Source organism: Longimicrobium sp. (genome assembly GCF_036399935.1).
In the GTDB taxonomy this organism is placed as follows: domain Bacteria; phylum Gemmatimonadota; class Gemmatimonadetes; order Longimicrobiales; family Longimicrobiaceae; genus Longimicrobium.
Genome location: NZ_DASWMD010000005.1, coordinates 1 through 26288, shown reverse-complemented (window position 1 = coordinate 26288; position 26288 = coordinate 1). Strand labels below are relative to the sequence as shown.

The following is a 26288-nucleotide window of genomic DNA, read 5'->3' as shown; positions in this document are numbered from 1 at the left end:
TGTTTAGTGGGTAAGTCCCAGAGAGAACACCCACGCACGCGAGAGCGGGTTGCCCATCCAGTCGACCCCCCGGTTCCCCGCGGCGGCGCCGCCGATGTTCACTTCGGGGTCGAAGCCCGTGTAGTTGGTCCAGGTCTTCAGGTTGCGGCCCGCCAGGCGCAGGTCGATGGCGCTGAACCCGAGGCGCTGGGCGACCCAGGGCTGCGAGAACGTGTAGCCGATGGTCACCTCGCGAAGGCGCGTGTAGGTGGCGTCTTCCTGGAACTGCGACGCGGGACCGCCGATGCCGCCCAGCACGCTGTACCAGTTTTCACCGATCGGCACGGCCTTGCCGGCCCCGGGGCCGACGACGGCGCCCGGCATCATGCCCTGGCCGAACACCTGCTCGTTGCCCGTGCAGGTGGTGACGCCGCCGGTGGTCGTGCACTTGGCGCGCTGCTCGGTGTCGCCGTGCGTGCCGTAGCTGTACATCGACGAGCGGGTCATGTTCTGGTTGGTGCCGCCCGAGCGGTGCTCCACGAACGCGCTCACGCGAACGCCGCGGAAGTTCACCTCGCCCGTCAGGCCGCCCGTCCAGTCCGGGTGCGGGCTGCCGAGCACCCGGGTGGTGGGGTCCTGGATGGGGAAGCCCGACGCGTTGATGTACAGCGCGCCGTCAGGCTGGCCGGCGCAGGCCGCGCCCACGTTTTCGCTGCCCACCATTTCCAGGCCGCGCCCGCAGCGGGCGAAGTCGGTGCCCTGGAACACGCCCAGGGGCTGGCCCACCACGGCGTCGGTGGTCCGGCCGCCGAACGAGCCGCCCAGGAACGGGTTGGAAAGCTCCTTGCGGGCGGTGTCGCCCAGGCTCAGCAGCTTGTTGCGGTTGCGGGCCCACTGGCCGCCCACGCTCACGCTGAAGTCACGCCGCTCCACGACGCGGAAGTTGGCCGTGGCTTCCCAGCCGCGGTTCTGGATCTCGGCGGCGTTCAGCACCCGCTGGCCGAAGCCGGTCGAGGGCGCCAGCTGGATCGGGAAGATCACGTCCGACGCGTTCTGCCGGTAGTGAGTCAGGCTGAGGTCGGTACGGCCGTTGAAGAAGGCCAGGTCGAGCCCCATCTCCGTCTCGGCCACGCGCTCCGGGCTGATGTTGGGGTTGCCCTGCGTGACCGAGGTGTACAGGCCGCCCTGCCCGCCCAGCGTGGGCTGAAGCTGCGCTCCCGGGGCGAAGTCGGTGATCAGCGCCCCCGAAAACACGTCCTGCAGCTGGTACTGGCCGGGCAGCTGGCCGCTCTGGCCGTAGGCAAGGCGCAGCTTTCCGAAGCTCAGCAGGTTCTCGGGGATGTTCAGCGGACGCGTGAAGGTCCACGCCGCCTGGGCGCGCGGGTACCAGGCCCGCTTGCTGTCGTACCCGAACCGCGACGAACCGAAGTTGGTGACGCCGGCCGTCAGGAACAGCTGGTCGGCCACGTCCATGGTGCCGGTCAGGTTGTACGACTCGATGCGGTCGGTCGACTCGGCGTCGTTCGGGAGCTGGCGCGACACCGTGTTCGACAGCTTGAACGGGCGCGGCGCGATCAGCGTCTGGCCGGTGACGAACACCTGGCGGAAGTAGGTTTCGTTCAGGTTCTGGCCCGCGCTGACGGAACCGGAGATCTGGCGGCCGAGCGAGTAGTCGGCCGTGGCGACCAGGTTGTGGTCGAGGATGCGGTCGTAGAACTGCCAGCGGGTCACCTGGCCCGCGACGGCTGCGCCGGAGCTGCCCACCGGGACGGCTTCCATGCGGTCGTCGTTGGCGTAGTCGATGCCCAGGTTGTGGGTCAGCCGCAGCCAGTTGAGCGCCTGCCAGTTGGTGTTGACGTTGCCGTACACGCGGCCGACCTCACCGGTGTTCTCGCCCTCGAACGCGGCGAAGAACGGGTTGTCGAAGCCGCGGTTGGTCAGCGCGTCGCCGGGGCCGGGCAGCGGAAGCCGGAAGCTGCGGTGCTGGCCGGTGGCCGGGTCCAGGTAGATGCGGTTGTTGAACTCGGGCGGCGTGCGCACCGCGCCCAGGATCAGGCCGTTGATGCTGTTGCCGCGCTGCACGAACTGGCCGCCCGTCTGCACGTACGAAACGTTGCCGCCCACCGTCAGGTTCTCGCGAAGGCGGTGCGTGGCGTTCAGGCGCGCGGTGCTGCGGTTGTACGTGTCGGCGTCGCCCCAGATGAAGCCGTCGTGCCGCATGTCGCCCACCGACAGGTAGAACGTGGTGCGGTCGTTGCCGCCCGACATCGTCAGGGTGTTGTCGAAGATGCGGCCGGTTTCGTACAGGTTGGCGACGTTGTCGTACGTAGGCGTGCCGGCGGCCAGTTCGGCGCCCCACGACTGGAAGCCGCTGCTGATCGAGCAGCCCTTTCCGTTGGTGATGGTGGGGTTCAGGGCGCAGACCGGGGTCACGCTCGACGTGCCCATCCCGTACCGCCGCTGCATGGGGAGGGTCGAGGCGGCCTGGTCGAGCTGGACGGAGCTGCGGAACGAGTAGGTGGTGCGTCCCGCGCGGCCGCGCTTGGTGGTGATCAGGATGGCGCCGGCGGCGCCGGCCTGCGCGCCATACACCGAGGTGGCCGCGGGACCCTTGAGGATCTCGATGGACTCGATGTCGTCGGGGTTGATGTCCGACGCACGGTTGGGCGCCACGGTGCCCTGCAGCGCGCCCGAGGTGGAGCGCGTGGCGTTGTTCATGGGCACGCCGTCGATCACGAACAGCGGCTGGCCGGTGCCGCTCAGCGTGCTCTGGCCGCGGATGCGGATGGCGGTCGAGGCGCCGGCTTCGCCGGAAGCCTGGTGCGTGACCACGTTGGCCACGCGGCCCGCGAGGCCCGAGACCACGTTGGTTTCATTGGTGCGCGCGAGCACCGCCGAGTCGATGCTGGCGCGGGCCGTGCCCAGCCGCTCCACGCGGGTTTCCAGCCCGGCGCCCGTCACCACCACCGCGTCCAGCTGCAGCGCGCTGGTCGCCATCTGGAAGTTCTGGGTGAGGCTGGCGCCCGGGTTCAGCGTGACGGTGCGCGTCTGGGTGGCAAGGCCCACGCGCGTGGCGGAGATCTGCACCGCCTGCCCGGCGCGGATGCGCGCCCCGGGGATCACCAGCCGGTACGTGCCGTCAGGGTTGCTGGGGGAACCGACGTTCAGGCTCTCGATGCGCACGAGCACGGCGGCCTCGGGCTGGCCCTGGGCGTTCGTGACGCGCCCGGTCACCGTCGCGGCCTCCTGGGCCAGCAACGAAACCGGTGCGAGTGCCGCCGCGATCACTACCGCGATCAGCCGACGGAAATTTCTCATTCCTCGTCCTCCTGTTTGGGTCGGCGGCCGGGTGGCTCGCCGGGTGGGGTCCGATGCATCACACCGTGGTTCGCGGCGGGGCCGCGCGGTGCGGGGGGCGCCGCCCGCCTCCTTCGGCGAAGGAAGCCGCTGCCGCCCGATGGGGTCGTGCCCTGCTCGAGTCCGGGAGAATTCGCGTCGGCCCTCCGTGTGCGGGTGGACGGTTGGTGGTGCCGAGTGGATACGGTTGCGCCGGCCTGGCGCGGAATGTACGAAGGCTGCCGAAAACCGCTGCGGCGCCATGCTAGGTGGTGGTGTTGGAAGTGCTGTCCGGCGGAGTGGATACGCCTTTATATAGGCCGGGTATCCGAAGGTGTCAAGGGCGGCGGCCCTCCGCACGGCCGGCTGCTACATCCGTTTCCCTCCCCTTTTTCGCCTCCTCACCCGCCCACCATCTTCACCGCGCGAAGCAGCGCGCGGGCCTTGTTGAGCGTTTCGTCGTACTCGTCGGCGGGGCGCGAATCGGCGACGATGCCGGCTCCCGCCTGTACGTGCGCCCGGCCGCCCTGGGCCACCACGGTGCGGATGGCGATGGCGGTGTCCATCGTGCGCCCGCCGTAGCCGAAGTAGCCCACCGCGCCGGCGTAGGGCCCCCGGCGGGCCGGCTCCAGCTCGTCGATGATCTCCATGGCCCTCACCTTGGGGGCGCCGGAGACGGTGCCCGCGGGAAAGGACGCGCGGAACACGTCCATGGCCGACATGCCCTCGCGCAGCTCGCCTTCGACGGTGGACACCATGTGCAGCACGTGCGAGTACTTTTCGATGGCCATGCGCTGCGGCACCTTCACCGTTCCCCAGCGGGCCACCCGCCCCACGTCGTTGCGCCCCAGGTCCAGCAGCATCAGGTGCTCGGCCACCTCCTTGGGGTCTGCCAGGAGGCTGGCGGCCAGCCGCTCGTCCTCGGCGGCGTCGGCGCCCCGGCGGCGGGTGCCCGCGATGGGGCGCACCGTCACCTTTCCGTCTTCCAGCCGCACCATCACCTCGGGCGACGAGCCGATCAGCCGCGTGCCGTCCAGGTCCAGGTAGAACAGGTACGGCGACGGGTTCAGCGTCCGCAGCGCCCGGTACAGGTCGAACGGCTCGGCGGTGAGCGGCACCGTCAGCCGCTGCGAAAGCACCACCTGGAAGGCGTCTCCGGCGCGGATGTACTCCTGCACGCGCCGCACGCCGTCTTCGTACCGCTGGCGGCTGCTGGTGCTTTCGAAGTCGGGGTCGGACTCGCCGCCGGCGTCGGCCAGGGCCAGCGGGGCGGGCCCGGGCGACTCGCGCAGCCGGGCGATCAGCCCGTCGATCTCCAGGGCCGCGGAACGATAACGCTCCTCCCGCTCTTCTCGTGACAGCCCTTCCACCTGCACCGCCACCACGGCGCGCGCGCGGTTGAACAGGTTGTCGATGACGACCGTCGTCCCGGTGAGCATGAACACGGCGTCCGGCAGGTCCAGCCCCTCGGCCGGGGCGCCGGGCAGGCGCTCGATCAGGCGGACGGTGTCATACCCGAAGTAGCCCACCGCGCCGCCCCAGAAGCGGGGGAGGCCGGGCACCTCCGCGGGGCGGAACGACGTCAGCATGCGGTCGAAGTCGCCGAGCGGGTCGTCGCTTTCGCCCTGGTCCACCCATCCGCCCGCGGGGGTCCACGTGTCTACCCGCCGCCCCCGCAGGCGCCATGCGGAGCGCGGCTCGCTCCCCAGCAGGGTGTAGCGCGCCCACCGTTCGCCGCCGACCACGGATTCCAGCAGGAACCCGAAGGGCGGCCGGGCCAGCTTGTGGAAGGCGGAAACCGCCGTGTCGGTGTCGAACAGGAACTCGCGCCACACCGGCACCACGGTGGCGCCTTCGGCGAGGTCCAGGAATTCGGCGAGGCCGGGCGAGGGGGGCGCTGCAGTCACGGGAGTCACGGATGAGGATCGGAGAGGAGGACCGCGTCAGTCGGCGGCGAGGGGGGCCTCGAAGTCGTCGCCGCCGGTCACGTTTTCTTCGCGGAGCACCGAGGTGCCGGCGCGCTCGTCGTATTCCACGCGCAGCACCTGGTCCAGGCTTTCGCGGATTCCCTCGATGTGGGTGATCAGGATCACCTGCTCGAAACGGTCTTCCAGGTGGTGGAGCAGCTGCACCACGTTGTCGCGGCGGGCGACGTCGAGCGACCCGAACACCTCGTCCAGGATGAGCAGCGACAGCGGGTGCCCGGCGCGCTCGGCGATCATCTGCGAAAGCGAAAGGCGCAGCACCAGGTTGGCGATGTCTTCTTCGCCGCCGGAGATCACCGGCTTTTCCTCGCCTTCGTCCATCACCATCAGGTTGTACGACTCGTCGATCTCCATCGACGTGTAGCGCCCGTCCGTCAGCTGCGAAAGGAAGGCGGAGGCGATCTCCGACAGCTCGGGGCGCACCTGGTCGTTCAATTCCTGGCGCAGCTCGCTGTAGGCCAGGTCGAGCTCGTCGTGGTAGCGAAGCTCGGCTTCCTGCGCCTCGACGGCCTTTACCCGCTGCTGGTACAGCGTCTCGGCCCGGGTGGCGGTCTGCAGCGCCTGCTCGGCCGTGTTCAGGTCGCCCGTGGCCCGGGCCACGCGCAGGTCGGCGGCGCGAACGGCCTCGTCCAGGCGCTTGTGCTCGGCGCGCACCGCCTCGAACGCCTCTTCGCTGAACCCCAGCCCCTCGCGCTCCGCCGTGGCGGCGCCGGCCTGCTGCACCGCCGCGGCCTCGCGGGCGCGGGCCTGCGACTGCGCGAGCTCCCAATCCGCACCGCGGGCGGCCGTTTCTTCCAGGCGGGCGGCGCGCTTTTCCAGCTCGCGCAGCTCGGACAGGCGCTTTTCGGCCTTGCGGTGCTCCGCGGCGTCGTAGCCGGAGGGGAGCGCGTCGAGCTCACCCTGCAGCTCGCCGCGCCGGGTTTGGCGGTGGCCGAGGTCCGCCGTCAGCTGCTCCAGCTCCTGCAGCGCGCCCTGGCAGCGGGTGAGCTTGCGCGACCGGTCTTCCACCGCTTCCACCAGTTGCGGAAGCAGCTTTTCCAGCTCCACGACGTCGTCGGGCTTGGCCTCGAGCTGCTCGTACCGCTTGGCCCGCCACTTTCCGTCCTGCACCAGCATCCGCCACTGGTCTTCCAGCTCTTCCAGCGTGCGCTCGTAGTCGTCGCCGAGCGGGCGTCCGCAGGTGGGGCAGATGCCTTCGGCCCCCAGCGCGCGGATCTGGGTGATCTGCTCCTTGAGCTCGGCGCCGCGCGCGCGGTAGGTGGACAGCTGCGTGAAGGCGTCCTGCTTGTCGGCCAGCCAGGTGGACTTCTTTTCGTCGAGCGTGGCGGCCACGGCTTCGCGCTGCGTGCGCAGCTGCTCCAGCTCGCCCGCGTACTTCTTTTCCAGCTCCGGGGCGGTGGCCACCTTTTCCAGCCGCTCGCGCGCACGCACCAGCTCCGCATCCAGGTCCGCCACCTGGCGGACGAGCGCCTTGCGGCGTTCGTCCTGGCGGGCGAGCTCGCTGAGCCGCGTGCACTGGTCGGTGACGGTGGGAAGGTGCGCGAGCTTCTCGCGCAGGGGAGCCAGTGCGGCCTCGGCCTCGGCGACCGCCTCCAGCTCCGACGCGGCCCGGTTCAGCTCGCGGCGCGCGGCCTCGCGGTCGCGCTCGGCCTGGCCGATGGCGTGGGTGAGCTCGCGGTAGCGTTCACGGCCCTTCTGCGCGTCGTCCCATCGCGGCGTGATCTCCCTGAGCGCGGCGGCGGCGTCCTCGGCCGCGCGCATCGAGACCTTCCGCCCCTCCACCGCCTCGGCCACGCCCTTTTCGGCCGCCACGAGCGCGGCGGCGATCTCTTCCGGATCGCCCAGGGTGGCCCGCAGCCCGCGGATTTCGCTGCGCAGTTCGGTCTTGCGCCCCTTCACCAGGTCCTGCGCCCGCCGCAGCCGCTCGTAGCCCAGCACCTGGCTGAGAAAGCGGCCGCGGTCCGCGGGCCCCATGGTGGCGAGGAAGGCCAGCTCCTTCTGCCCGGTGAAGTAGGTGTTGAAGAACTCCTCGCGGGTCATCCCCACGTGCTGCTGCAGGTACGCCGTCGCCCCGCCGACGGTGGACGCCACGGGCGAGGCGCCGCCGTCCAGGTACACCTCGGCCGTGGTGAGCGTGCGGATCACCCGGAACTCGTGCGCGCCCAGGCCGAACGCAAGGTCCACCTCCACCCGCGAGCGCGCCCCCGCGCGCGCGAACTTGATGGTGTCGTTGGTCCCCCGCGCGGCGGCGGCGCCGTAGATGGCCCAGGCGATGGCCTCCAGGATGGTGGACTTGCCCGCCCCGTTGGGCCCGATGATGCCCGTGAGCCCGGAGCGGAAGGTGATCTCGGTGTGCGCGTGCTGGCGGAAGTTGCGCATGGACAGGGAGCGGAGGCGCATGGCTCAGCCCTCCCCGGTGCGCTCGACGTACGTCTTGCCCAGCTCCATCAGGTGGTCGCGCTCGCAGCGGTCGTCGCGCAGCACCCAGTCCTTGCGGATGAAGCTTTCCACCTGCTCCTGCAGCGTCTGGCGGCGCACGGGCGCGCCCGACGCGGCGCGGCGGCGGATTTCGGGCGGGCGCGCGTCCAGGTGAAAGTGCAGCGCCTCGGCCTTCCACTCGCGGATCTGCTTGTGGTTCAACTCGCGGATGCAGGGGCGCTGCACGTCGGTGACCACCATGCGAACGATCTTTCCCTTGATGCCCTCGGGCACCTTTTCGACCAGCGCGCGGATGCGGGCATCCACCTCGGCGGGGCCCAGGCCTCGCGCCTCCACCCAGGGGAGGTCCACCACCGTGCGCGTGCGCAGCGGCTGGAAGTCGGCCCGGCGCGTCTCGGTGTCGTACAGCAGGAAGCCCTTCTCTTCCTTCTCCATCCAGATGTTGGTGGAGGTGCGCTCGATGCCGCCGGCGTACCACATGTTGGGCGCCATCTCGGTGGCGATGTGGTAGTGGCCCAGCGCGACGTAGTCCCACCGTTCCGGGCCGATGTCGGTGTTCTCGACGATGGCGCCGCCGTATTCCGACACGTAGCGCAGCTTCTGCTCGGCCGCGGCGCCGCCGATGGTGCCGTGCAGCATCAGCAGGTTGTATTTGACCGCGGGGTCCGGCTCCAGCCGCGCCTGCTCGCCCGCGAACAGCGCCACGTGGGGCAGGCAGAGGATGGACGTTTCCAGCTGAGGAAGGTGCACCGTGCGGCTTTCGTCGCACGCCACCCGCACGCCGTCGATCTCGCGGAAAAGGTTGAGGATGTTGCCCGTGTCCGCCGAGCGCGGTGAGTCGTGGTTGCCCGCGATCATCACCACCGGCGTGTCCGGAAGCTCCTCGGAAAGTCGGCAGAACTGCCGGAAGGCCTCGGCGATGGAGGTGTTGGAGGGGCGGACGGTGTGGAACACGTCGCCGGCCACCAGCACCAGGTCCGGGCGCAGCTCCACCACGCGGGCGACGGCCTGGCGAAAGGCGTCGGCCACGTCGGCTTCGCGCGCGTTGGCGCCGCGCTGCGTGACGCGGTGATAGGCGCGGAAGCCCAGGTGAAGGTCGGCGAGGTGGGCGATTCTCACTGTGGTTCGGTTCTATCGATACTTCGTGTGATGTCGTCTTCCGGGCCCCGGGAGGCCTCTCCCCCGGCCCCTCCCCCGGCAAACTGCGCCGGGAGAGGGGGGAACTTCGATCGTGGTTCGACAAACTGCCGATGCATGCCTCTGGGAGCCCCCTCCCCCCGGCCCCCGTCCCCCGCTGCGCAGGGGAGGGGGAGACCTGAATTGCGCTCCGGCTGGCCTCGCGCGCCCGACTGGCTCCCTTCTGCGCGAGAGGCCGCCGCCTTGTGAGCGCGGCGCGCGGCGGCTACGATTGTGGCCCCGGTGAACGGGCGAGAACCGCCCCCCTCCACCGGTGTACCGACACCGCCGCCCGACGCCGCGGCCGCAGTCCCCCAAGCCGACCGAACTACGCCATCATGGCCAAGACCAAGAAGCCCAAGATTTCGCCCGAAGAACGGCACCGCCAGCTGCAGGACCAGGTGCAGGCGCTTCCGTACGTGATCGCCGACTTCGAAGCCAAGGGCCAGAAGCGCAAGGCGTTCATGGTCAAGTACGTCGCCGGCCCGATCATCCGCATGATGAAGCGCCTGATGGACCGCCAGCGCTACAAGGGCACCGAAGGCCAGAAGCTCAAGCAGGCCGAGCAGATGAAGCGGCACCTGGAAATGCGCCGCAAGCAGGTGGAGTTCATGCAGGGCGAAATGGCGCGCCAGCAGAAAAAGGCGCAGAAGCGCAACAAGGCGCGCTAGTCCGCGCTGGCCGGCTCCACCCGCGCGCCGCGCTCCCGCTCCGGGAGCGCGGCGCGCGGCGCTTCGTCCCCCGCCCCCCGGTCGCGCAGCACCGCCGCGCAGGGCAGCCCCGGCCACTCGTCCGCCGGCCACGCGTCGAAGTGCCCCGCCCGCGCCGGCAGCGAGGCCCCCGCCTCGGCCGAGGCGGCCAGCAGGAAGTTCTGCCGCTCGGGATAGTCGCGCCCCAGCTGGTGGTACAGCCGCACCGCGGGAAAGACGGCCGCCACGGTGTGCACGGTCGACCAGAAGCGGCACTCCCCCGCCCCCGCCGCCACCCCGATCAGGTTCACCAGCACCAGCCCGCCGGGCTTTAGCAGCGCGCGGAAGCCTTCCAGCGCCTCCACCGTGGCCAGGTGCGCCGGCACCATCTCGTCGCCCCCGTACACGTCCACCACCAGCCGGTCGTAGCCGCCTCGCGGCAGGGCCGAAGCCACCGCCCGCGCGTCGCCGTGAAGGATGGCCAGCCCGTGCTCCGGCCGCAGCCCGAACCAGCGGTAGGCGGCGCGGGTGATGGCGGGATCCAGCTCCACCACCGTGATGCGCGCCCCCGGATCGTCCTCGGCGATGCGCCGCGGCAGGGTGCAGGCCCCGCCGCCCAGGAAGAGGTACGCCGCGCCGTTGGAGGTGGTGTCGCGCAGCAGCCGCTCCGCCGCCGCGATGTAGCCGAAAGTAGGCGCGCCCGTGCGCTCCAGCTCGCCCGACTCCAGCTCGTCGTTCACGTACAGGCGCAGCTCCGGCTGGCGACGGCCGCCGGGGTGCACCATCTCGGCGACGCGGACCAGGCCGTACGGCGTCTCCTCCTCGTGAAGCACGCGCTCGCCACCGGAAGCCGCGACCGGCATCTCACGGGGAAAGACCAGCGGAAAGGTGAGCAGCGCGCCCACCCCCAGCAGCAGCGGCCCGGGGCTGAAGGCGGGGATGAGCACCAAGCCGCCCATCACCGCGCCGCCGGCCAGCCCCAGCAGCACGGCGAGCACCGTCTCCTCCACGCCCCGCGCGGCGGGCGAGCGGCCGGTGCGCTCGTCGTCATCCTCGTCGGCCCCCGCCGCGTGGAACTCCGCGGACCAGGCCGTGAGCGCCGGGAGCAGAAAGCCGATGGCGTACACCGGCACCCCCACCAGGAACAGCAGCGCCAGCGCGCGCGCCGTGCCCCCGAAGCGCTCCCAGCCGAAGTGCACCCACAGCGTGCCGAAGCCGCCGGCCAGCGCCAGCGCGATGCCCGCCCCCACCCAGCGCCAGGTGGGGGGCTGGCCGGTGCGGGCGCCGGGCGAGCCGGCCCAGACGCCGGCGGCGAGCGCGGCGGCGAAGGTGGCCACCAGCCCGCCCGCCGCCGAAAGCACCCCCTGCGCCTCGTACAGGATCAGGCTGCCGGCCGCGAACGCGGCGATGCCGAGCGCCACCCCCGCCAGGGCGGCGCGGGCCAGGACGCCGGCCGCGGGCCTGCGCGATTCAGTGGCTGAAACGGCCGTATCCTCCACGATAGTACAGCAGCGGGGTTCCTTCGCGCGCACCGGCGGAGAGCACTTCGCCGATGAAGATGGTATGGTCGCCGCCGGGAAGGGCGGCGTGCACGCGGCAGTCCACCCAGGCCAGCGCGTCGTCGAGCACCGGGGCCCCGGTGCTTTCCGCGTGCCACGGGGTGCCGCGGAACTTCTCCTCGGCCGGGCCGCCCGTGCCGAAGCGCCGGGCGATGGTTTCACCCCGCCCCTCGGCCAGGAAGCTGACGGCGTAGTAGCCGGCCTGCTGGATGAGCGCGTGCGTCTGCGAGGCCCGGTCGACGCACGCCAGCACCAGCATGGGGCGCAGCGACACCGACGACACGGCGCTCACGGTGAGCCCGGCCGCGGTGCCGTCGTCCCGGCACGAGGTGACCACCGCCACCCCCGTGGCGAAGTGGCCCATCACCCGCCGGAACTCGCTTTCGTCGATCATCTGGCCGCGGACGAAGTACGGGACTACCTTGGCCGCGCGTGTTGCTGGCCGGGTCCTTGCTGAACACGCGCCCCTACGAGGCCCGGCCCCATCAAACAAAAGCCGGGCCGTCCGGATGGGCCGGCCCGCTTTCCTGACAGCCAGAACCGCCGATGCGCGCCTTTGCAGCACGCGCCGCCAGAGTGGCCGCGCTCCTGATTCTAACCGCTCCGGCCGCGTGCGACAACGTGGAATGGGGCGGCGCTTCGTTCCAGGTGGTCACGCCGCCGCCCCCGGGCGCCGGCGACGCCTCCGCGCCCGAGCCGGGCGCCATCGCGGGGCTGGGGCTGCCCACCGGCCGCGTGCTCTTTCACGTGGTGCGCAACGCCAACGGCACGGCCACGGTGGTGCCCGTGGGCGAGATCTCGGGCGACTCGCTGCGCACGCTGCGCCGCCCGGCCGGCGTTTCTCCCCAGGCGTACGAGCAGCGCTTCCGCGAGGCGGTGATGCCGCCCAACGCGCAGTTCGTGCTCTTCCGGCGCGGCGCCGAGGTGGGAACGGTGACGGTGCAGGGCCCCGCCCGCGTGACGTCGTGCGGCGTGCCGACCGCGCAGGGGCAGGCAACGACCGTCGCGGCCGCCGCGGCCGACCGCGAGTTCCTGGCCTTTCGCAAGGGGCTGGCCCCCGACGTCATGGGCGAGTACCGGCCCCCGCAGGTGGAGGGCACCATCCAGCGCTACGCCTCGCTGGTGGCCGAGCGGATGGTGCTGCAGAACGGCCTGGCGCGCCCCCGCAGTTGGAGCGGCGCCCAGCGCGACCTGCAGGCGCTGGACGTGATCCGCGGCGGCCATCCCGAGATGGCGGCCACCTACCTGGTGGGCGACCAGCTGGGGCCGGGCGCCCCGGAGCCCGACGGGTGGAGCGTGTTCTACGTGGCCGACTACGAGCAGCGCGCCGGCTACACTCCCGTGTACCAGGAAGTGCGCGACTACGACAAGACGGGCAAGGGCGCGCCCAAGCTGGTGGACCACCTGAACTGGAACGCCGCCGGCCAGCACGAGATGCTGGTGCAGGTGTTCGGCGTGCGCGAAAGCTGGTACGAGGTGATCTCGCGCGACCGCGGCACCTGGCGCAAGGTGTGGGAAGCGCCCCGCTGCGTGGAGCAGCCGCCCGTAGCCCGCAGCATCGGCGCGGCCGAGCGCACCAGCCAGCAGCCCTGACCGCTCGCGGTCGACGGAGCGAAAAGAGAGGGGTGGGCGCGGATCGCGCTCACCCCTTTTTCACGTCGTCAGCGGAACTCGTCCGGGCGGGACGGGAGCGATCGCCGGGAGTGGAAGACTCGTTGAATCACGACATCCCGGCCTACGACCTGGTATTGGACACGGAAAGGTGGGACGACAATCTCCCGCCAGTCCGGGTCTCCCCATTCGGGTACCGTCCGGCCGGAGCGCGGGAATGTTTTGAGCCTTTGTACGCCTGCGAACAGCCTGGTGACTAGGGGACGGCTGCTGGCGTATAAGTGGCGCGCGGTGTAGTTGTGGATGTCCAGGAGGTCACGAATCGCGAGTTGGGACCAACTCAGTCCGTAAACCACGTAGCGACCAGTGTCTCGACCTCCGCCTGGCTGTACAGGCGTTCGGTCGCGGCGGAAATGGCTCCCTGCCGGACTCCCGCGATGACGTGGCGGTTGTACTCATCCTCGGAAAGGTAGGGCACGTCCTCGAAGCGATGCCGCAGCGCATCCTTCTCGGCCTGCTCCGGATCGGCGGGGTTGCCGGGGGGCATCGGCCCGGCCAGCACGCTACGCGCAATCGAGAGCCTTAGCTCCCACTCGTGATCGCTGACGTAGTTCGCCGCGCGGTACGCCTGCATGCCGCGCACGAGCCTCTCGCGGATGCGCTCCCAATAGGCGAGCTCCGCCGGCGAGAGGCCGGCGGGCGGCTGCTCATCGAGAAGCAGGTCCTGCTCTTCCAACTGCATGGGTGACATGGCGAGCCCTTTCCGCTGGCGACGGCGCGAAACCGTCCGCAATATCGGCGAAAGTGCTCAGAACGCACAAGCCGGTAGAACGCGCCACCGGCCGGTCAGGACTGCGGAAGGGTGCACTGCAGGAAGGTGGCGCGGCCCGGGACGGTGCGCTGCCCGCCCTCGCTGGTGAGCAGGACGGTGCCGTTCGACTCGATGGCCACGGCCTCGCCCTGCGGCTCGCCGACCGGCGTCAGCTCCATGGCGAACTCGGGGCGGCCGGTGCCCAGCAGCTCCGCCGTGCGGTACAGCGCCAGGCGCCCATAGCTCCTCACCGCCACCCAGCGCCCGTCGCGGCTGGCGCCTGCCCCGGTCACGCGGTCTCCTGGCTGCTCGGGCTCCGGCGCCAGCTCGCGCACGCGCACCAGGTCCACCGGCCCGGGCTGCAGCGGCGTGGGCCAGCGGTACAGCTCGATCGGCTCCTTCTGCCCCTTGCCGATGACGTAGATGGAGCCGTCGGGAAGCACGAACAGGGCTTCGGCGTCCTGGCCGCCGCCCGGGAAGCGCGCCTCGAACCGGTCCGCGCGGGCGGTGGCCGCCTGGTCCACGGGGGGAAGCGCCACGCGGTAGAGCGCCACCGGATCGTTCTTCCTGCGGCCCGCGCTGCCGATGTCGGCGATGTAGGCGCACTGGCCGCCCTCGCAGGGGCCCACGGCCAGGTCTTCCCAGTCCTGGTTGCTGGCCCCTTCCACCTGCAGCGTGCCCCGCGCCCTTCCGTCGCTTCCGATGGCGTACAGGACCGGGTCGTTCCCCGAGTCGTTGTGCGTCCAGAAGACTTCGGGGTCGGCGGGATCGAACGCCGCGCCGCTCGTTTCGGTGACGTCGCCCGGCATCCCCACGTCGCGCCGCGCGATCCGGCACCACTCCCCGGCATCATCCCCGCCGGCGGACGCCTGCCGCGCATCGCCGCATCCCGCGAGCGCGACGAACGCCAGGGCCGCCGCCCACCGCGCCCGCATCGATCGGATCCCCATCTGCCGTACGTTCATCCGGCTCACACGTCCGCGGTGATGATGGCGCGGCGCTCCGGGCCGGAGCGGGCCGGCGCTCCCTGGCGCGGTGCGGGCTGCGGGCGCTGGTAGTAGGTGCCGTCGGCGCCCAGCTCCCACAGGTCCGGCCGGGCCAGGTCCTCGTCCAGGATGCCGTCCAGCCGCGCGCGGTGGCCGGGGTCGCGGATGGGAACGGCCACCTCCACCCGCCGGCTGAGGTTGCGCGTGCGCCAGTCGGCCGAGCCGATGTAGTACTCGGGCTCGCCGCCGTTCTCGAAGCGGAAGATGCGCGCGTGCTCCAGGTGGCGGCCCAGCGCGCTGTACACGCGGATGTTTTCCGACAGCCCCACGACGCCGGGGCGCAGCGAGCACATCCCCCGCACCAGCAGGTCGATCCGGACCCCCGCCTGCGACGCCTGGTAGAGGGCGGCGATGATCTCGCGGTCGGCCAGGCCGTTGAACTTGGCGCGGATCCACCCCCGGCGCCCCGCGGCGGCGTGCTCGGCCTCGCGCCCGATCATCTCCACGAACCGCCGCCGCATGGTGTACGGCGCCACCAGCAGGTGCTGGAAGTCCGTGGGCGCCGCGCCCCCCGTGAGGCCGTTGAACACCTCGTTGAGCTCGGCGGCCAGGGCCGGGTTGGCGGTCATCAGCCCCAGGTCGGTGTAGAAGGTGGCCGTCGAGGCGTTCAGGTTGCCGGTGCCGATGTACACGTACTGGCGCAGCGCGTCGGACTCGCGGCGCACCACCAGGGCGATCTTGGCGTGCACCTTCAGGTCGGGCGCCCCGTAGATCACGTGGATGCCGAAGGAGCGAAGGTAGCGCGCCCAGTGGATGTTGCTGAGCTCGTCGAAGCGCGCCGTCAATTCCACCAGCGCCACCACCTGCTTGCCCGCCGACGCGGCGCGGGTCAGCGCCTCGACGATGCGCGACTTGGTGTTGGTGCGGTACAGGGCCAGCTTGATGGCCAGCACGTCGGGGTCTTCGGCCGCGTCCACCACCAGCCGCTCGACGGTGGCCTGGAACGAGTCGCCGGGAAACGACACCAGCACCTCGCGCTCGCGCAGCTGCTCGAAGACGGTGCGGCGCGGGTCCAGCGGGGTGCGCGGCGGGGGCGCGGGGGGAAAGTGCAGCCCCTCGGCCTCGACGTCGGCCAGTTCGCGGATGCCGCGCAGGTCCACCAGCCCGGGCACCTCGTACACGTCCTGCTCGCCCAGGGCCGAGACGATGCTGGGCGCCTCGTACTGCAGCTCGCGCAGCAGCATGGCGCGCACGGTGCCGGGCATCCCCCGCTCCACCTCCAGGCGGACGACGGGGCGGAAGCGCCGCTTGCGCACCTGCTCCTCGACCGCGTGGAGGATGTCCTCTACCTCCTTGCGGTCCAGGTGAAGCTCGGCGCTGCGGGTGACGCGGAACACGCGCGGCGATTCCACCTCCAGCCCGGGGTACAGCGCGGGAAAGTGCTCGCGGATCACCTCCTCGAGCGCCACGAACCGCCGGCTGTTGGGAAGGTGGATGAACCGGTTGACCCCGTCGGGCAGCTCCACGATGCCCAGCCGCGGCTCGCCCCCGCGCGGGTCGCGCACCAGCCCCGCCAGCGCGGGGCGCAGGTTGCGGATGTGCGGGAACGGGTACCCGGGGCCGGCGGTCAGCGGCATCAGCACGGGAAGGGCGTCGCGCTCGAAGCGCTCGCGGACGTACGCCCGCTCGTCGGGCGCCAGCTCGCCGGGGGGCACCACCCTCACGTCGCGCTCGGCCAATTGCGGCAGGAGCGTTTCGTCGAGCAGCTGGTAGGCGCGGTCCATCAGCCGCCGCGCGCGGATGCCGATGGCGTCGAGCTGGTCCTGCGGGGTGACGCCGTCGATGGTGCGCTTGTGGCTTCCCATCGCCACCTGGCGCTTGAAGCCGGAGACGCGCACCCGGAAGAACTCGTCGAGGTTGGCGCCGAAGATTCCCAGGAACCGCACCCGCTCCAGCAGCGGCACGCGCGGGCTTTCCGCCAGCTCCAGCACGCGCCGGTTGAAGGCCAGGATGCTGAGCTCCATGTTCAGCAGCGTACCCACCGGCAGCAGCCGCGAAGCGTCGGCGTCGGGATCGGGGGCGGAGGCGAGCGTTACCCGGGCCCGCCGCTCCTCGTCGCTGGCGTCGCCCTCGGGGGCCAGGATGGTGAGCCCCGCGCGCGCCACCACGTGAAGCGCGGCCAGCGTGTCGCGGTCGCGCAGCGCGGGCGAGCCCACGGAGGCCAGGATCTCGTCCAGCGGCATGTGGACGATCTCGCACGCGGCCTCTTCGCCCGGGGCCGATGCGCCCTCCGCCAGCCACACCTCCACCGACGCGCTGGCTCCGGAGCCCGAGCCGGTGCCCAGCAGCCGCACCCGCGCGCCGTCCTGCCCGAAGCAGTCGCGCAGCACCTGCCGCGCGGCGTCCTCGCCCGTGCCCTGCGTGGAGGGAACCCGCAGCGAGGCGCGGTCGCGGCGCAGGGCCATCCGCCCGTCGTCCAGCGCCACCACGGCCACCCGCCGCGCGGAGCGGACGGCCGTTTCCAGCTCGTTCAGCTCGTGCTCGCGAAGCGCCAGCCGCGCCCGGTCCACCCGGTCCTCGGCCACCAGGCGCAGCCCGTACTCGTGCCGCAGCGACGACGCGATGCGCTCGGGGTCGCCCGCCTGGGGAAGGATGGCGACTTCCTCGAGCTGCGCGCGCCGGTCGCCCTCGCGCGCCAGCATGGTGTCGGCGGCCACCTGCGCCACGTCGCCCTCGGGCGAGGAGAGGGGACGGACGCGACGGTGCGTCTCGATCTCCACCCGCGGCTCCAGCCGGGCCGGGTCCACGATCGCGCGCAGCAGCACGGCGGGCTCGGTGCTCCCCGCGAAGAGGGCCGCGGGATCGCCCTCCACACCGTCCAGCGCCACGATGCGCCCGTACTCGGCCTCGTGCCCGGTGCGGACGGCGAAGGTGGCGGCCCCGTGGCCGTGGTGGCGCACGCACGCCCAGGCGCCGCGGCGCTCCAGGTCCCCTTCCACCGTGTCGAAGTACACGTCGCGGAACGAGGCCGTACGCGTTGGCCCCGCCGCCAGCGTGTCGGGCGCGGGGTCCGTGGCGATGCGGTCCAGCGCGCCGGGTGTGCCGGGCTCGTAGCGGCTGGAGGCGGGGCCGTCGGGAAGCGGGGCGTCGTGGTGCATCGTGCTCAGAACGGCAGTCCCATGCGAAGGTACACGACGTCGTCCTCGCCGCGGGCGTACACCACGCTCACGGCCTGCTGGCGGAAGCGGAAGAAGGCGCCGGCGCCCACGGCCGTGTGCCAGCCGCCTTCGCCGGAGCCGCCGTACCAGACGCGGCCGGCGTCGGCCAGTGCGATTACGCCCAGGTCGCCGCGCACCAGCAGGTTGGCGCGGGTGAGCACGGTGCGCACCTCGGCCCCGCCGAAGGCGGCGCGGTCGCCGGCGAAGCGCTGCATGGCGTGGCCGCGCAGCGAGGGCGAGCCGCCGATGAAGGACGAGTACTGGATGGGAAAGGAGCCCCAGGTGGCCTGCGCCCCGGCGCGAAGCGCCAGCACGGGCCCGCGCCCGGCGGACAGGTACGCCGTCCCCACGCCGCCGGCCCTCGCGAACCCGCCGTGGGCGCCCTCGTCGAACAGGGCGCCGGCCACGCCGGGAAACACGTCCGCGTTCGCCGCCAGGGTAAAGCCGCCGCGGGGATACGTCAGGTCGTCGCGCCCTTCCCAGTACGCCGCCCCGCGCGCGCCCACGTCGAAGAAGGTGTCCGTCGCGTGCGCGTACTCCGTGCCGAGGGCGGCCGCCGGCGTGCCGGGGCGGACCTCGGGATCGGTGTAGCGCCCCACCAGCGCCGTGGTCAGGGCGAACCGCTCGGAAAACGGCACCACCAGCGTGGGCTCCACCAGCAGCTGGCGCTCCCAGACGATGTAGTCGCGGCGGCCCAGTCCCGGCTGCTGGCGGGTGTCGTTGCCGAAGCCGTAGAACGCCGTCGCCTCCAGCTCCGAGGCACGGGCGAAAAGGCCGCTGGAGACGGCGCTTCCCGTCCAGCGCCGGGCGGCGAACGCCTCCACGCCGAAGCGGCCGTAGAGGGGCGCCCACAGCCCGCGCGCCCACCAGCGGGTGGCCCAAGGGTAGCGCCGGAAGCCGTAGCGCGTGTGCGACGGCCCGCCGCCCACCACCAGGTCGGCGTAGGGGCGGATGGCCGCGTACGGCGCGAACATCGAACTGCTCGCGCCCCAGTCGCGCGGGGGATCGATCCCCTCGCCGCGGGGCGCGCCCAGCGCCTCGTACTCGCGCGTGTCGACCACCACGCCCGGCCCGGCGGGAAAGCGGTTCTGCCCGCGGTCGTCGTAGATGACGGTGCGCGCGCCGCGGCTCTCGTTCTCGTACACGTCGTCGCCGCCGCCGCCCAGCAGCCGCACCAGGATGGGACCCTGGCCGCGGATGACGGCGCGGTCGCCGCCGCCGTGCATCCACACCCGCACCTCGCGCGTTTCGCTCGCGGCGAAACGGCGGCGGAAGTGCGGCTCGCCCAGCGTGCCCTCCGTCCCGGCGTGGATGCGCACCTCCAGCGAGTCGCCCCTGTGGTCGATGACCACGGTCTCGGCGGCGTCGGTGCCGTACACCTGGGGCTCGCGGGCCAGCAGCGCGTAGAACTCCGCCGCCGCCGCCGGAAGCGCGTCGCGGCGGGCGCGCAGGGTGCGTTCGATTTCTTCGCAGCGCAGGGCGCAGTGCTCGGCCGGGATCAGCCGCACCGCCTGTGCGATCATGGGGTCCGTCAGCCGGGCGCGCAGGGCGGCCGTCACCGAGTCCCAGTCGGCGCGGTCCAGCTCGCCCAGCATGCGCCGGTCCACCTCGATCCCCTGGTCCACCAGCCCCATGGTTTCCGGCGCCGGGCCGAACCCCACCGCCTTGTCCAGGACCGAGCGCCCCAGCTTGATCAGGAACCCGTCGTAGTCCACGAACACGTAGTCGCGGTCGCGCGGGATGGGGCGCCACGTCCGCACGCCGCCCGAGTCGATCCCCGCCCAGCGGTACTGGTCGGCGTGGCGGTCCCAGTCGTTCAGCACCAGGTCCAGCAGCCGCACCGTCAGGAACTCCTCGTCGGCCAGGCGGTTGCGCGGACCTTCCTCCAGCGCCTCCAGCATGTCGTCGGTGCCCTCGATCTCCGCCGCGCCGGCCCAGGGCGCCGCGGGCCGCTCCTCCACCGTCCCCAGCATCCCCGCGAACTCCTGGCGATACTCCCCCAGGCGCGGGTCGTCGGGCATCACGAACAGCACGGGATCCACGTGCAGCGCGCCGGTGGCGTCCATCAATCGCCCGGAAACCACCAGGCCGCTGGGCTGCTGCGAGCTCACCTGGTCCTGCAGCACGCGGCCGACGACGGTGCCCTTGAGGTCTGCCTCCTGGGCCCGCCACTGCCGCTTGTTCACGGAGCGGAAGGCGTACTCCTTTCCGTCGGCCCCGCGGAAGCGCAGGGAAACGGTCTGGTTGCCGCCGCCGCGCTCGGTGGGCGTCAGTCCCCCGGCGAAGGTGCCCAGGTTCAGCAGGGGAACGCGGACGGGGGTCGTCCACAGGTCGCGGTAGCTGGTGCCCAGCAGGAACGCGCGGGTGGATCCCGCGGCGTACCCCGGCCCGGGAACGACCACGGTGCTGTCCTGCGCGAAAGCCGCCCCGGGCAGGGCGGCGATCGCGAGAAGGGCGGCGAGCCGGCGCGGCGTCATCGGCCGCTCCCCGTAGAGGCGGATGGCGGCGGCGCGGTGGAATCGGGCTGGGGACGTTCGATGGTCGGCACGTCCAGCCACTGCGAGTAGTCTTCGTGGCGGCTGCCGTCGGCGTTCACCACCACCACGCTCAGCCTCATGCGCCCGTCGGCCAGGATGGAGATGCGCTGGTAGCCGCTGGCCTCGCGGATGTAGCGGATGCCGGTGATGCGCCGCGTGGGGGTGGTGTGGCCGTAGATGCCCCCGCCGCTGACCAGCATGTACTTGGCCGGCTCGCGGCGGAACACCTGCAGGTTGTGCTCGTGCCCGGCGGCGTACACCATGGGCGTATCGACGACGAAGGCGCGCTGCAGCGAGGTGGCCATGTGGCGGTACTCGCGGCCGGTGACGTCCTGCCGGGCGAAGAGGCCGGCCAGGCGCGCCCAGGGGTGCAGCGGAAACAGGTACGTGGGCCAGTCGAAGTAGCCGCCGTGCTGCCCGCCGCTCACCAGCGGGTGGTGCGCCACCACGACCGTACGCAGGTCGCCCGCGGTGGCCAGGGCCACGCGCAGCGAGTCGATGACGCCCTGCTCCGTCGCGGGGCGGCACCGGCTGCCGGGACCCGGCTTCTGCGCCGGGTGCAGCCACCAGTGGGTGTCGATGGGGATCAGCCGCAGCACGCCGTCGATGTCCAGGACCACCGGGCCGGGGCAGCCGTCGCGCGGCTCCATGGTCACCCGCCCGCCGCCGTTGGCGTTGATGAACCGCGCCTGCCGGGTGACGTGCTCCAGCCCCACGGAGGCACCCTGCGCCCAGTCGTGGTTGCCCGGCACGAACACGCCGCGCGTTCCCGTTTCCAGCAGGGGCGCCATCTGCGCGCGGATGATGCGCAGTCCCTCGCGCCCCTCGGCGGTGGCGGTGTCGCCCAGGCCGACGGGGTAGAGGTTGTCGCCCAGGAACACCACGAAGCTGCGGTCGGGCGCCTGGGCGATCTCCTCGCGCAGCGCGTTCAGCACCGGCTCGCCGGCGGGGTCGGGAAGCCCCGCGTCGCCGATCAGCACCAGGTTGAGGACCACCGAGTCTTCGGGCGCCAGCACGCCGGCCAGGCGGCCCAGCCCGGCCACGGGCGAGCCGCACGCCGTCGCTCCCATCAGCATGGCGGCCGCGCACCCCAGCCGGGCCGCGCGCCGCGAAATCGTCCTGCCGTTCATCACCACTGCCGTTCGGTTGGATATCGTCAGCCGAGCCCGTCGACGGGGTCAGCGGCCCTTGCGTTTCTTGCGCCGCGCGCGGAACGGAACGTACTCCGCCGCGGCCACCTGCTCCGACCAGCGCTCGTCGAGCGCGCCCACGATGCCGGCCGCGCTCCCGTTGCGCTTCAGCCGCACGAGGTATTCCAGCGTCCTCATCCCGTCGTCGCGGCTCACCACGTCTACCAGCTGCCAGTCCTTGGCCATGTCGGCCAGCGCCTCCTGCACCGTCATGCGGGCCACGTCGGGCTGGCTGCTGTGCACCAGCAGGATGCCGTCGGTCTTCACGTCGGTGGCCTTGTCGAGCATGCGGCGGCGCACGGTTCGCTGCGCCTCGGGCTCCTGCGCCATCAGCAGACGCTGCGGGCCCACGGACAGGATGCCGGTGCGCGCGTACCGGCCGCTGTAGATGGAGCCCACGTTGAACTTCCACACCGTGAGCACCACCAGGTTGAAGGCGAACGACATGGCCAGGGCCACGTCGAGCGCCTGCACCCCGGAAGACAGGCCGATGCCGATCACCAGGAAGATGTAGACGGCGTCGCGGGGGTCTTCGAGCGTGTTGCGGAAGCGCACGGCCGCCACGATGCCGGCCAGCGCGAACGCCAGCGCGATGCTGTTCTTGACGACGAGGGCGATCCCGGCCACCACGATGGGCAGGATGATCACCGAGGCCACCAGCGCGGGGTCGTAGCGGAAGCGCTTGGTGAGCATGTACACCCACGCCACCGGCACCACCAGCAGCAGCGCGCCCAGGATGACGAGCACCGTGCCGAGCGCGCGCTGCCCGGCTTCCTGCAGCGAGATGCGCGCGCCGTAGTCGCCCACGGGGCCGGCCGCCAGGTCGCCGCCCCGCTCCAGCGGCAGCGCCACGGGCGACAGGATGGCCTCGCGCACGGTGGGGCTGTAGTACACGGCGAGCGACATCAGCGCCGAGACCACCACGTAATAGGCGATCACGCGAAGGAACGGATACGAGCGCGCGTCGACCAGCCGCTCCAGCAGGCGTTGGTGCGCGGGCGGCTGTACGTCGTCCGGCTGCATCCGCCCGGGATGCGACGTGCGGACGGGCGCCTCGGCCGCGGGGGCGGCGGGCGCCGGCGGCGTGGAGAGCAGCGTCTCGGACTCGCCCGGAGCGACCACGGGCGGCGGGCCGCTGGTGATGCCGGTTTGCTTCTTGGAGTGTTGGGCCATTTCCGTTTTCCGTCCGCATCCGCCGCGCGAAGGGCGCGCGGGGCACAAGTGGGCGCTAGCAGGAACCACGCCGCGCGTGTGGCCGGCTGGCTTTCGCCTTGGTCATTAGGCGGAAGTTGGTGAGCTGTGCCAATGGAAGGTGTGGATGTGCGGGAGGGCGGGGGGGTCTTGGTGCGCTTCGATCTGCGCCGGCGCATGCCCCTGGCAGGCCCCTCCCCCGGCCCCTCCCCGCATGCTGCGCATGCGGAGAGGGGAGAATTCGATTGCGCTTCGGCCGGCTTTGCGCGTACCGATCCGGACCGCATCGGCAGCGCACTCACGCACTCACGCACTCACGCACTTCCCCTCACATCCCGCCGCTCACCAGAAACACCCATTCCCACCCCTCGCGCCCGCGGCGGAAGCCCGCGCGCAGGCCGTTGTAGCGCAGGTCCGAGGCGTACTCCGGCGGCGCCGCCCAGATGGCGGTGCCCGCGACGCTGGCGATGCCGCGGTCCAGCAGAAACGGCAGACGGTCCACCGAGCGGTATCCCTCGCGCTCCCACTCGGCCAGCGTCTCCAGGATTCCCGGGTCGATGGGCCCCAGCGTGTGCACGAAGTCGCGCGACATCGCCCGGCGCAGCGCCGGCACGTCGCGGCGGGAGGCGGCGTCGCGGATGGCCAGGGCGAAGTCTGCCAGCTCCATCTCCGCGGCGGTCGCAACGTCCGGCGGTACGTGCACCACGCTCTCGCGCGCCAGCCAGCCCGACGGCGCGCCCGGGCAGTGGACGCAGCGCACCAGCAGCTCGGCGGTGTCTGCCCGCAGCACCTCCAGCCGCATGAACACGAACGGCAGGGTGGCCGATCCGCCGTCTCCCCGCAGCGCCAGCCCGGCATCGCGGGTCCACACGCTCTGCGACTGCACGATCGCGGGTGGCGCGGGCGGGGCCGCCTGCACCGGCGCGGGTGCGGGCGTCGGCACGGGCTGCGGCGGAGCCGGGCAGGCGGCCAGGGCAAGGCAGGCGATGGGGACGGCGAAGCGGCGCATGTGGGCAAGTCCGGGGTAGGGGCCATCCCGTATCCGGCACGCGGCGCGCCACGTACATTCCGGCCGTACGCCAACCACGCAACCTGCTGCCCGATCGTGACCGAATCCACCGCTCCGCTGGCCCTGGTCTGCTCCGTTCCGCTCGAGTGCGAGCGCCTTCGCGCCGCACTGGAGGACGTGGAGGACGTGCTCGTCGGGCGGAAGCCGGGGTGGGCGGGGCGGCTGGACGGGAGCGACGTCGTCCTCCTTCCGGGGGGGATGGGAAAGACCAACGCCGCCCACGCGCTGACCGCCCTGCTGGAGGCGCAGGCCGTCTCCGGAGTGATCGGCTTCGGGATCGGCGGGGCGTACCCGGGGTCAGGGCTGGAGATCGGCTCCATCGCCCTGGCGACGAGCGCCGTCTACGGCGACGAGGGCGTGGAGGCGCCGGGCGGGTGGATCTCGACGGAGGCGATCGGGATCCCACTCTGGCAGGCGGGCGAGACGCGGAGGTTCAACGAGTTTCCGCTGGACGCGGCGCTGGTGGAGAGTGCGCGCGCGGCCCTGGAGCGCGCCGGGATGGACGTGCGGACCGGTCCGTTCGTCACGGTCTCCGCCTGCTCGGGGACGAGCGTGCTGGGCCAGGAGCGGGCGGCGCGGTTCGGGGCGGTGTGCGAGGGGATGGAAGGCGCGGCGCTGGCGCACGTGGCGGCCGTCTACCAGGTGCCGTTCCTGGAGCTGCGCGGCATCAGCAACCACGTGGAGGACCGGGACATGAGCCGCTGGCGCATCCGCGAAGCCGCCGAAGCCGCCCAGGCCGCGGTCCGCGTCATGGCGCGGGCCCTCACCCCGCCGCGCTGACGCGACCGGGTACGAGAGAGAGAGAGAGAGTAGGAGGCGCGTCCTCGGCTGCCGTGGGGCCCTCACCCGGCCGCGCTGACACGCGTGCCACCCTCTCCCGCAAGCGGGAGAGGGTGTACACCTCACGGCCGAGTGCGCGAGTCCAGCCGGAGCGCACTCGAATTCTCCCCTCTCCCGCTTGCGGGAGAGGGGCCGGGGGAGAGGGCAGCCAGGGGACTGCGCCGAATCCATGAACCACACAGAAGCCCCCCAGGGTAGCCAGCCCGCCCTCACACCAAATTTCGCACCACGCACGGCACTGGCTCCCTTCCCCCGCGCAGTTTGCGGGGGAAGGGCTGGGGATGGGGGGCGCCCGCCCAAGCGCCCAATCCAGCCGAAGTGCATTTCACTCTCCCTCTCCCCTCTCCGCACAGCAGTACCGTGCGGGGCCCGGCCGGGATAGGACCCCAAACGACGAACCGCCCGGCCGTGGACGAATCCACGGCCGGGCGGCGTGCTTCCGCGCGGGTCACCCCCGCGGAACCATCCTCCGGAGTTACAGCAAAGCCTTGTACAGCAGGCGGTTCGGCGTGCCGGTGGGGTTGCCGGTGATCACGTTGGCCGTCGCGTTGTTCTTGATCCACGAGTCGATGGTGCTCTGCGAGGCGTTGCCGTAGGTCGCCTTGTACAGCGCACCCACGCCCGCCACGTGCGGGCTGGCCATCGAGGTGCCGCTGATGGTGTTGGTGCCGCCGTTGCTCCAGGTGCTGGTGATGCTGCTGCCCGGGGCGTACACGTCGACGCAGCTGCCGTAGTTGCTGAACGACGACTTGGCGTCGCTGCTGGTGGACGAGGCCACCGTGGTCACCGCCGGGGCGCTGGCCGGCGACACGTTGCAGGCCGGCTGGTTCTCGTTGCCCGCGGCCACGGCCACGAACACGCCCGAGTTGGCCAGGTTGGTGACCGCGTTGTTGAGGGTCGACGAGTACCCGCCGCCCAGCGACAGGTTGGCCACCGCCGGGTTGGTGCGGTTCACGCGAACCCAGTCGATCCCGGCGATGATGCCGGCGAACGAGCCCGAACCGGCGCAGTCCAGCACGCGCACGCCGCGCAGGCGCACGCCCTTGGCGACGCCGTAGGTGGCGCTGCCCACCGTGCCGGCCACGTGCGTGCCGTGCCCGTTGCAGTCGTTGCCGTTGCCGCCGAACGCGTCGTACACGTTGCTGGCCCGGCCGCCGAAGTTGCTGTGCGCGGCGTAGATGCCCGTGTCGATGATGTACGCGTACACGCTCGACGCGGTGGTCGTGTAGGTGTAGGTGCCGCTGAGGGGCCGGCTGCGCTGGTCGATGCGGTCGATGCCCCAGGTGGCGCCGGACTGCGTGGCCGAGGCCTGGGCCACCTGGTCCTGCTCGATGGTCTCCACGTCCGGGTTGCGCTGCAGCGCGTTGAGCTGGCCGGCGTTCAAGGTGGCCGCGAAGCCGTTGATCGCCGCCGTGTACACGTAGCGCGGCGAAGCGCCCGCCACCGCCGCCACCGAGCGGGCATCCGCGCCCTCGCGCACCACCACGATGTACTGCCCCTCGATCCCGCGGGCGCCGGCGGAAAGCACCGGGACCAGGTCTGCCCGGGCGGACACCGGCGACTCGTCCGAGCACGCGGCCAGGGCCATCACGGCACCAACGGCAACTGCGGTCTTGCTGAGCTTCATGACATCCTCACGAACGGGGTGTAACGTGGCGCGGCCGCCTTGGTG

General features: G+C 72.0%; 18 protein-coding genes. 3 read left to right on the top strand and 15 right to left on the bottom strand.

Annotated elements, in window-relative coordinates:
• Positions 1–3: 3 nt before the first annotated feature.
• The 4 genes from VGB24_RS01700 to VGB24_RS01685 all read right to left on the bottom strand — a co-directional run bounded on the left by VGB24_RS01700 (position 4) and on the right by VGB24_RS01685 (position 8858).
• A complete protein-coding gene (locus tag VGB24_RS01700; RefSeq protein ID WP_331071221.1) occupies positions 4–3297 on the bottom strand; it encodes a SusC/RagA family TonB-linked outer membrane protein in 3294 nt (1097 codons plus the stop codon).
• Positions 3298–3716: 419 nt separating this feature from the next.
• Positions 3717–5222 (bottom strand): anthranilate synthase component I, encoded by a 1506-nt coding sequence (gene trpE, locus VGB24_RS01695; protein ID WP_331071220.1) that lies wholly within the window; start codon positions 5220–5222, stop codon positions 3717–3719.
• Between the two features lie 36 nt (positions 5223–5258).
• Entirely contained in the window at positions 5259–7700 is a 2442-nt protein-coding gene (locus VGB24_RS01690) for an SMC family ATPase (protein ID WP_331071219.1), read from the bottom strand.
• Between the two features lie 3 nt (positions 7701–7703).
• A complete protein-coding gene (locus VGB24_RS01685) occupies positions 7704–8858 on the bottom strand; it encodes a DNA repair exonuclease (RefSeq protein ID WP_331071218.1) in 1155 nt (384 codons plus the stop codon).
• 395 nt (positions 8859–9253) lie between these two features.
• Here VGB24_RS01685 and VGB24_RS01680 point away from each other — a divergent pair, with 395 nt between their 5' ends.
• Positions 9254–9586 (top strand): hypothetical protein, encoded by a 333-nt coding sequence (locus VGB24_RS01680; protein WP_331071217.1) that lies wholly within the window; start codon positions 9254–9256, stop codon positions 9584–9586.
• On the opposite strand, the gene VGB24_RS01675 is transcribed toward VGB24_RS01680, so the two are convergent.
• Together VGB24_RS01675 and VGB24_RS01670 are read right to left on the bottom strand one after the other, a co-directional pair.
• The gene (locus tag VGB24_RS01675) at positions 9583–11103 is read right to left on the bottom strand and encodes a fused MFS/spermidine synthase (protein ID WP_331071216.1); all 1521 of its coding nucleotides are present in this window, start codon (positions 11101–11103) and stop codon (positions 9583–9585) included. The two genes, VGB24_RS01680 and VGB24_RS01675, sit on opposite strands and share 4 nt — an antisense overlap.
• Positions 11075–11557 carry a flavin reductase family protein gene (locus VGB24_RS01670; RefSeq protein WP_331071215.1) on the bottom strand — a complete coding sequence of 161 codons (483 nt, stop codon included), beginning with the start codon at positions 11555–11557 and terminating at the stop codon, positions 11075–11077. Before VGB24_RS01670 ends, VGB24_RS01675 begins: the two co-directional genes overlap by 29 nt.
• A gap of 182 nt (positions 11558–11739) precedes the next feature.
• Here VGB24_RS01670 and VGB24_RS01665 point away from each other — a divergent pair, with 182 nt between their 5' ends.
• Positions 11740–12756, top strand: a complete 1017-nt coding sequence (locus VGB24_RS01665) for a hypothetical protein (protein ID WP_331071214.1) — start codon at positions 11740–11742, stop codon at positions 12754–12756.
• 68 nt (positions 12757–12824) lie between these two features.
• Here VGB24_RS01665 and VGB24_RS25405 read toward each other — a convergent pair whose 3' ends face one another.
• From VGB24_RS25405 to VGB24_RS01630, 8 genes are all read right to left on the bottom strand, one after another.
• The gene (locus VGB24_RS25405; protein ID WP_414676695.1) at positions 12825–13130 is read right to left on the bottom strand and encodes a type II toxin-antitoxin system RelE/ParE family toxin; all 306 of its coding nucleotides are present in this window, start codon (positions 13128–13130) and stop codon (positions 12825–12827) included.
• A complete protein-coding gene (locus VGB24_RS01660) occupies positions 13115–13525 on the bottom strand; it encodes a hypothetical protein (RefSeq protein WP_331071213.1) in 411 nt (136 codons plus the stop codon). The genes VGB24_RS25405 and VGB24_RS01660 overlap by 16 nt, the downstream gene beginning before the upstream one ends.
• Positions 13526–13620: 95 nt before the next feature.
• The gene (locus tag VGB24_RS01655) at positions 13621–14535 is read right to left on the bottom strand and encodes a hypothetical protein (RefSeq protein WP_331071212.1); all 915 of its coding nucleotides are present in this window, start codon (positions 14533–14535) and stop codon (positions 13621–13623) included.
• A 20-nt stretch (positions 14536–14555) separates the two neighbouring features.
• Positions 14556–17729: a polyphosphate kinase 1 gene (ppk1, locus tag VGB24_RS01650; protein ID WP_331071211.1), complete on the bottom strand. Its 3174-nt coding sequence runs from the start codon at positions 17727–17729 to the stop codon at positions 14556–14558.
• A gap of 5 nt (positions 17730–17734) precedes the next feature.
• Complete coding sequence (locus tag VGB24_RS01645; protein ID WP_331071210.1) at positions 17735–20266, bottom strand: BamA/TamA family outer membrane protein; 2532 nt, start codon at positions 20264–20266, stop codon at positions 17735–17737.
• The gene (locus VGB24_RS01640) at positions 20263–21456 is read right to left on the bottom strand and encodes a metallophosphoesterase family protein (protein ID WP_331071209.1); all 1194 of its coding nucleotides are present in this window, start codon (positions 21454–21456) and stop codon (positions 20263–20265) included. The genes VGB24_RS01645 and VGB24_RS01640 overlap by 4 nt, the downstream gene beginning before the upstream one ends.
• Positions 21457–21504: 48 nt before the next feature.
• Positions 21505–22689: a DUF4956 domain-containing protein gene (locus VGB24_RS01635; RefSeq protein ID WP_331071208.1), complete on the bottom strand. Its 1185-nt coding sequence runs from the start codon at positions 22687–22689 to the stop codon at positions 21505–21507.
• A gap of 346 nt (positions 22690–23035) precedes the next feature.
• Positions 23036–23716: a hypothetical protein gene (locus tag VGB24_RS01630; RefSeq protein WP_331071207.1), complete on the bottom strand. Its 681-nt coding sequence runs from the start codon at positions 23714–23716 to the stop codon at positions 23036–23038.
• A 96-nt stretch (positions 23717–23812) separates the two neighbouring features.
• Here VGB24_RS01630 and mqnB point away from each other — a divergent pair, with 96 nt between their 5' ends.
• Positions 23813–24556: a futalosine hydrolase gene (mqnB, locus tag VGB24_RS01625; protein WP_331071206.1), complete on the top strand. Its 744-nt coding sequence runs from the start codon at positions 23813–23815 to the stop codon at positions 24554–24556.
• A 535-nt stretch (positions 24557–25091) separates the two neighbouring features.
• Here mqnB and VGB24_RS01620 read toward each other — a convergent pair.
• Positions 25092–26243, bottom strand: coding sequence for a S8 family peptidase (locus VGB24_RS01620; RefSeq protein ID WP_331071205.1), 1152 nt, complete (start codon positions 26241–26243; stop codon positions 25092–25094).
• Positions 26244–26288: the final 45 nt, after the last annotated feature.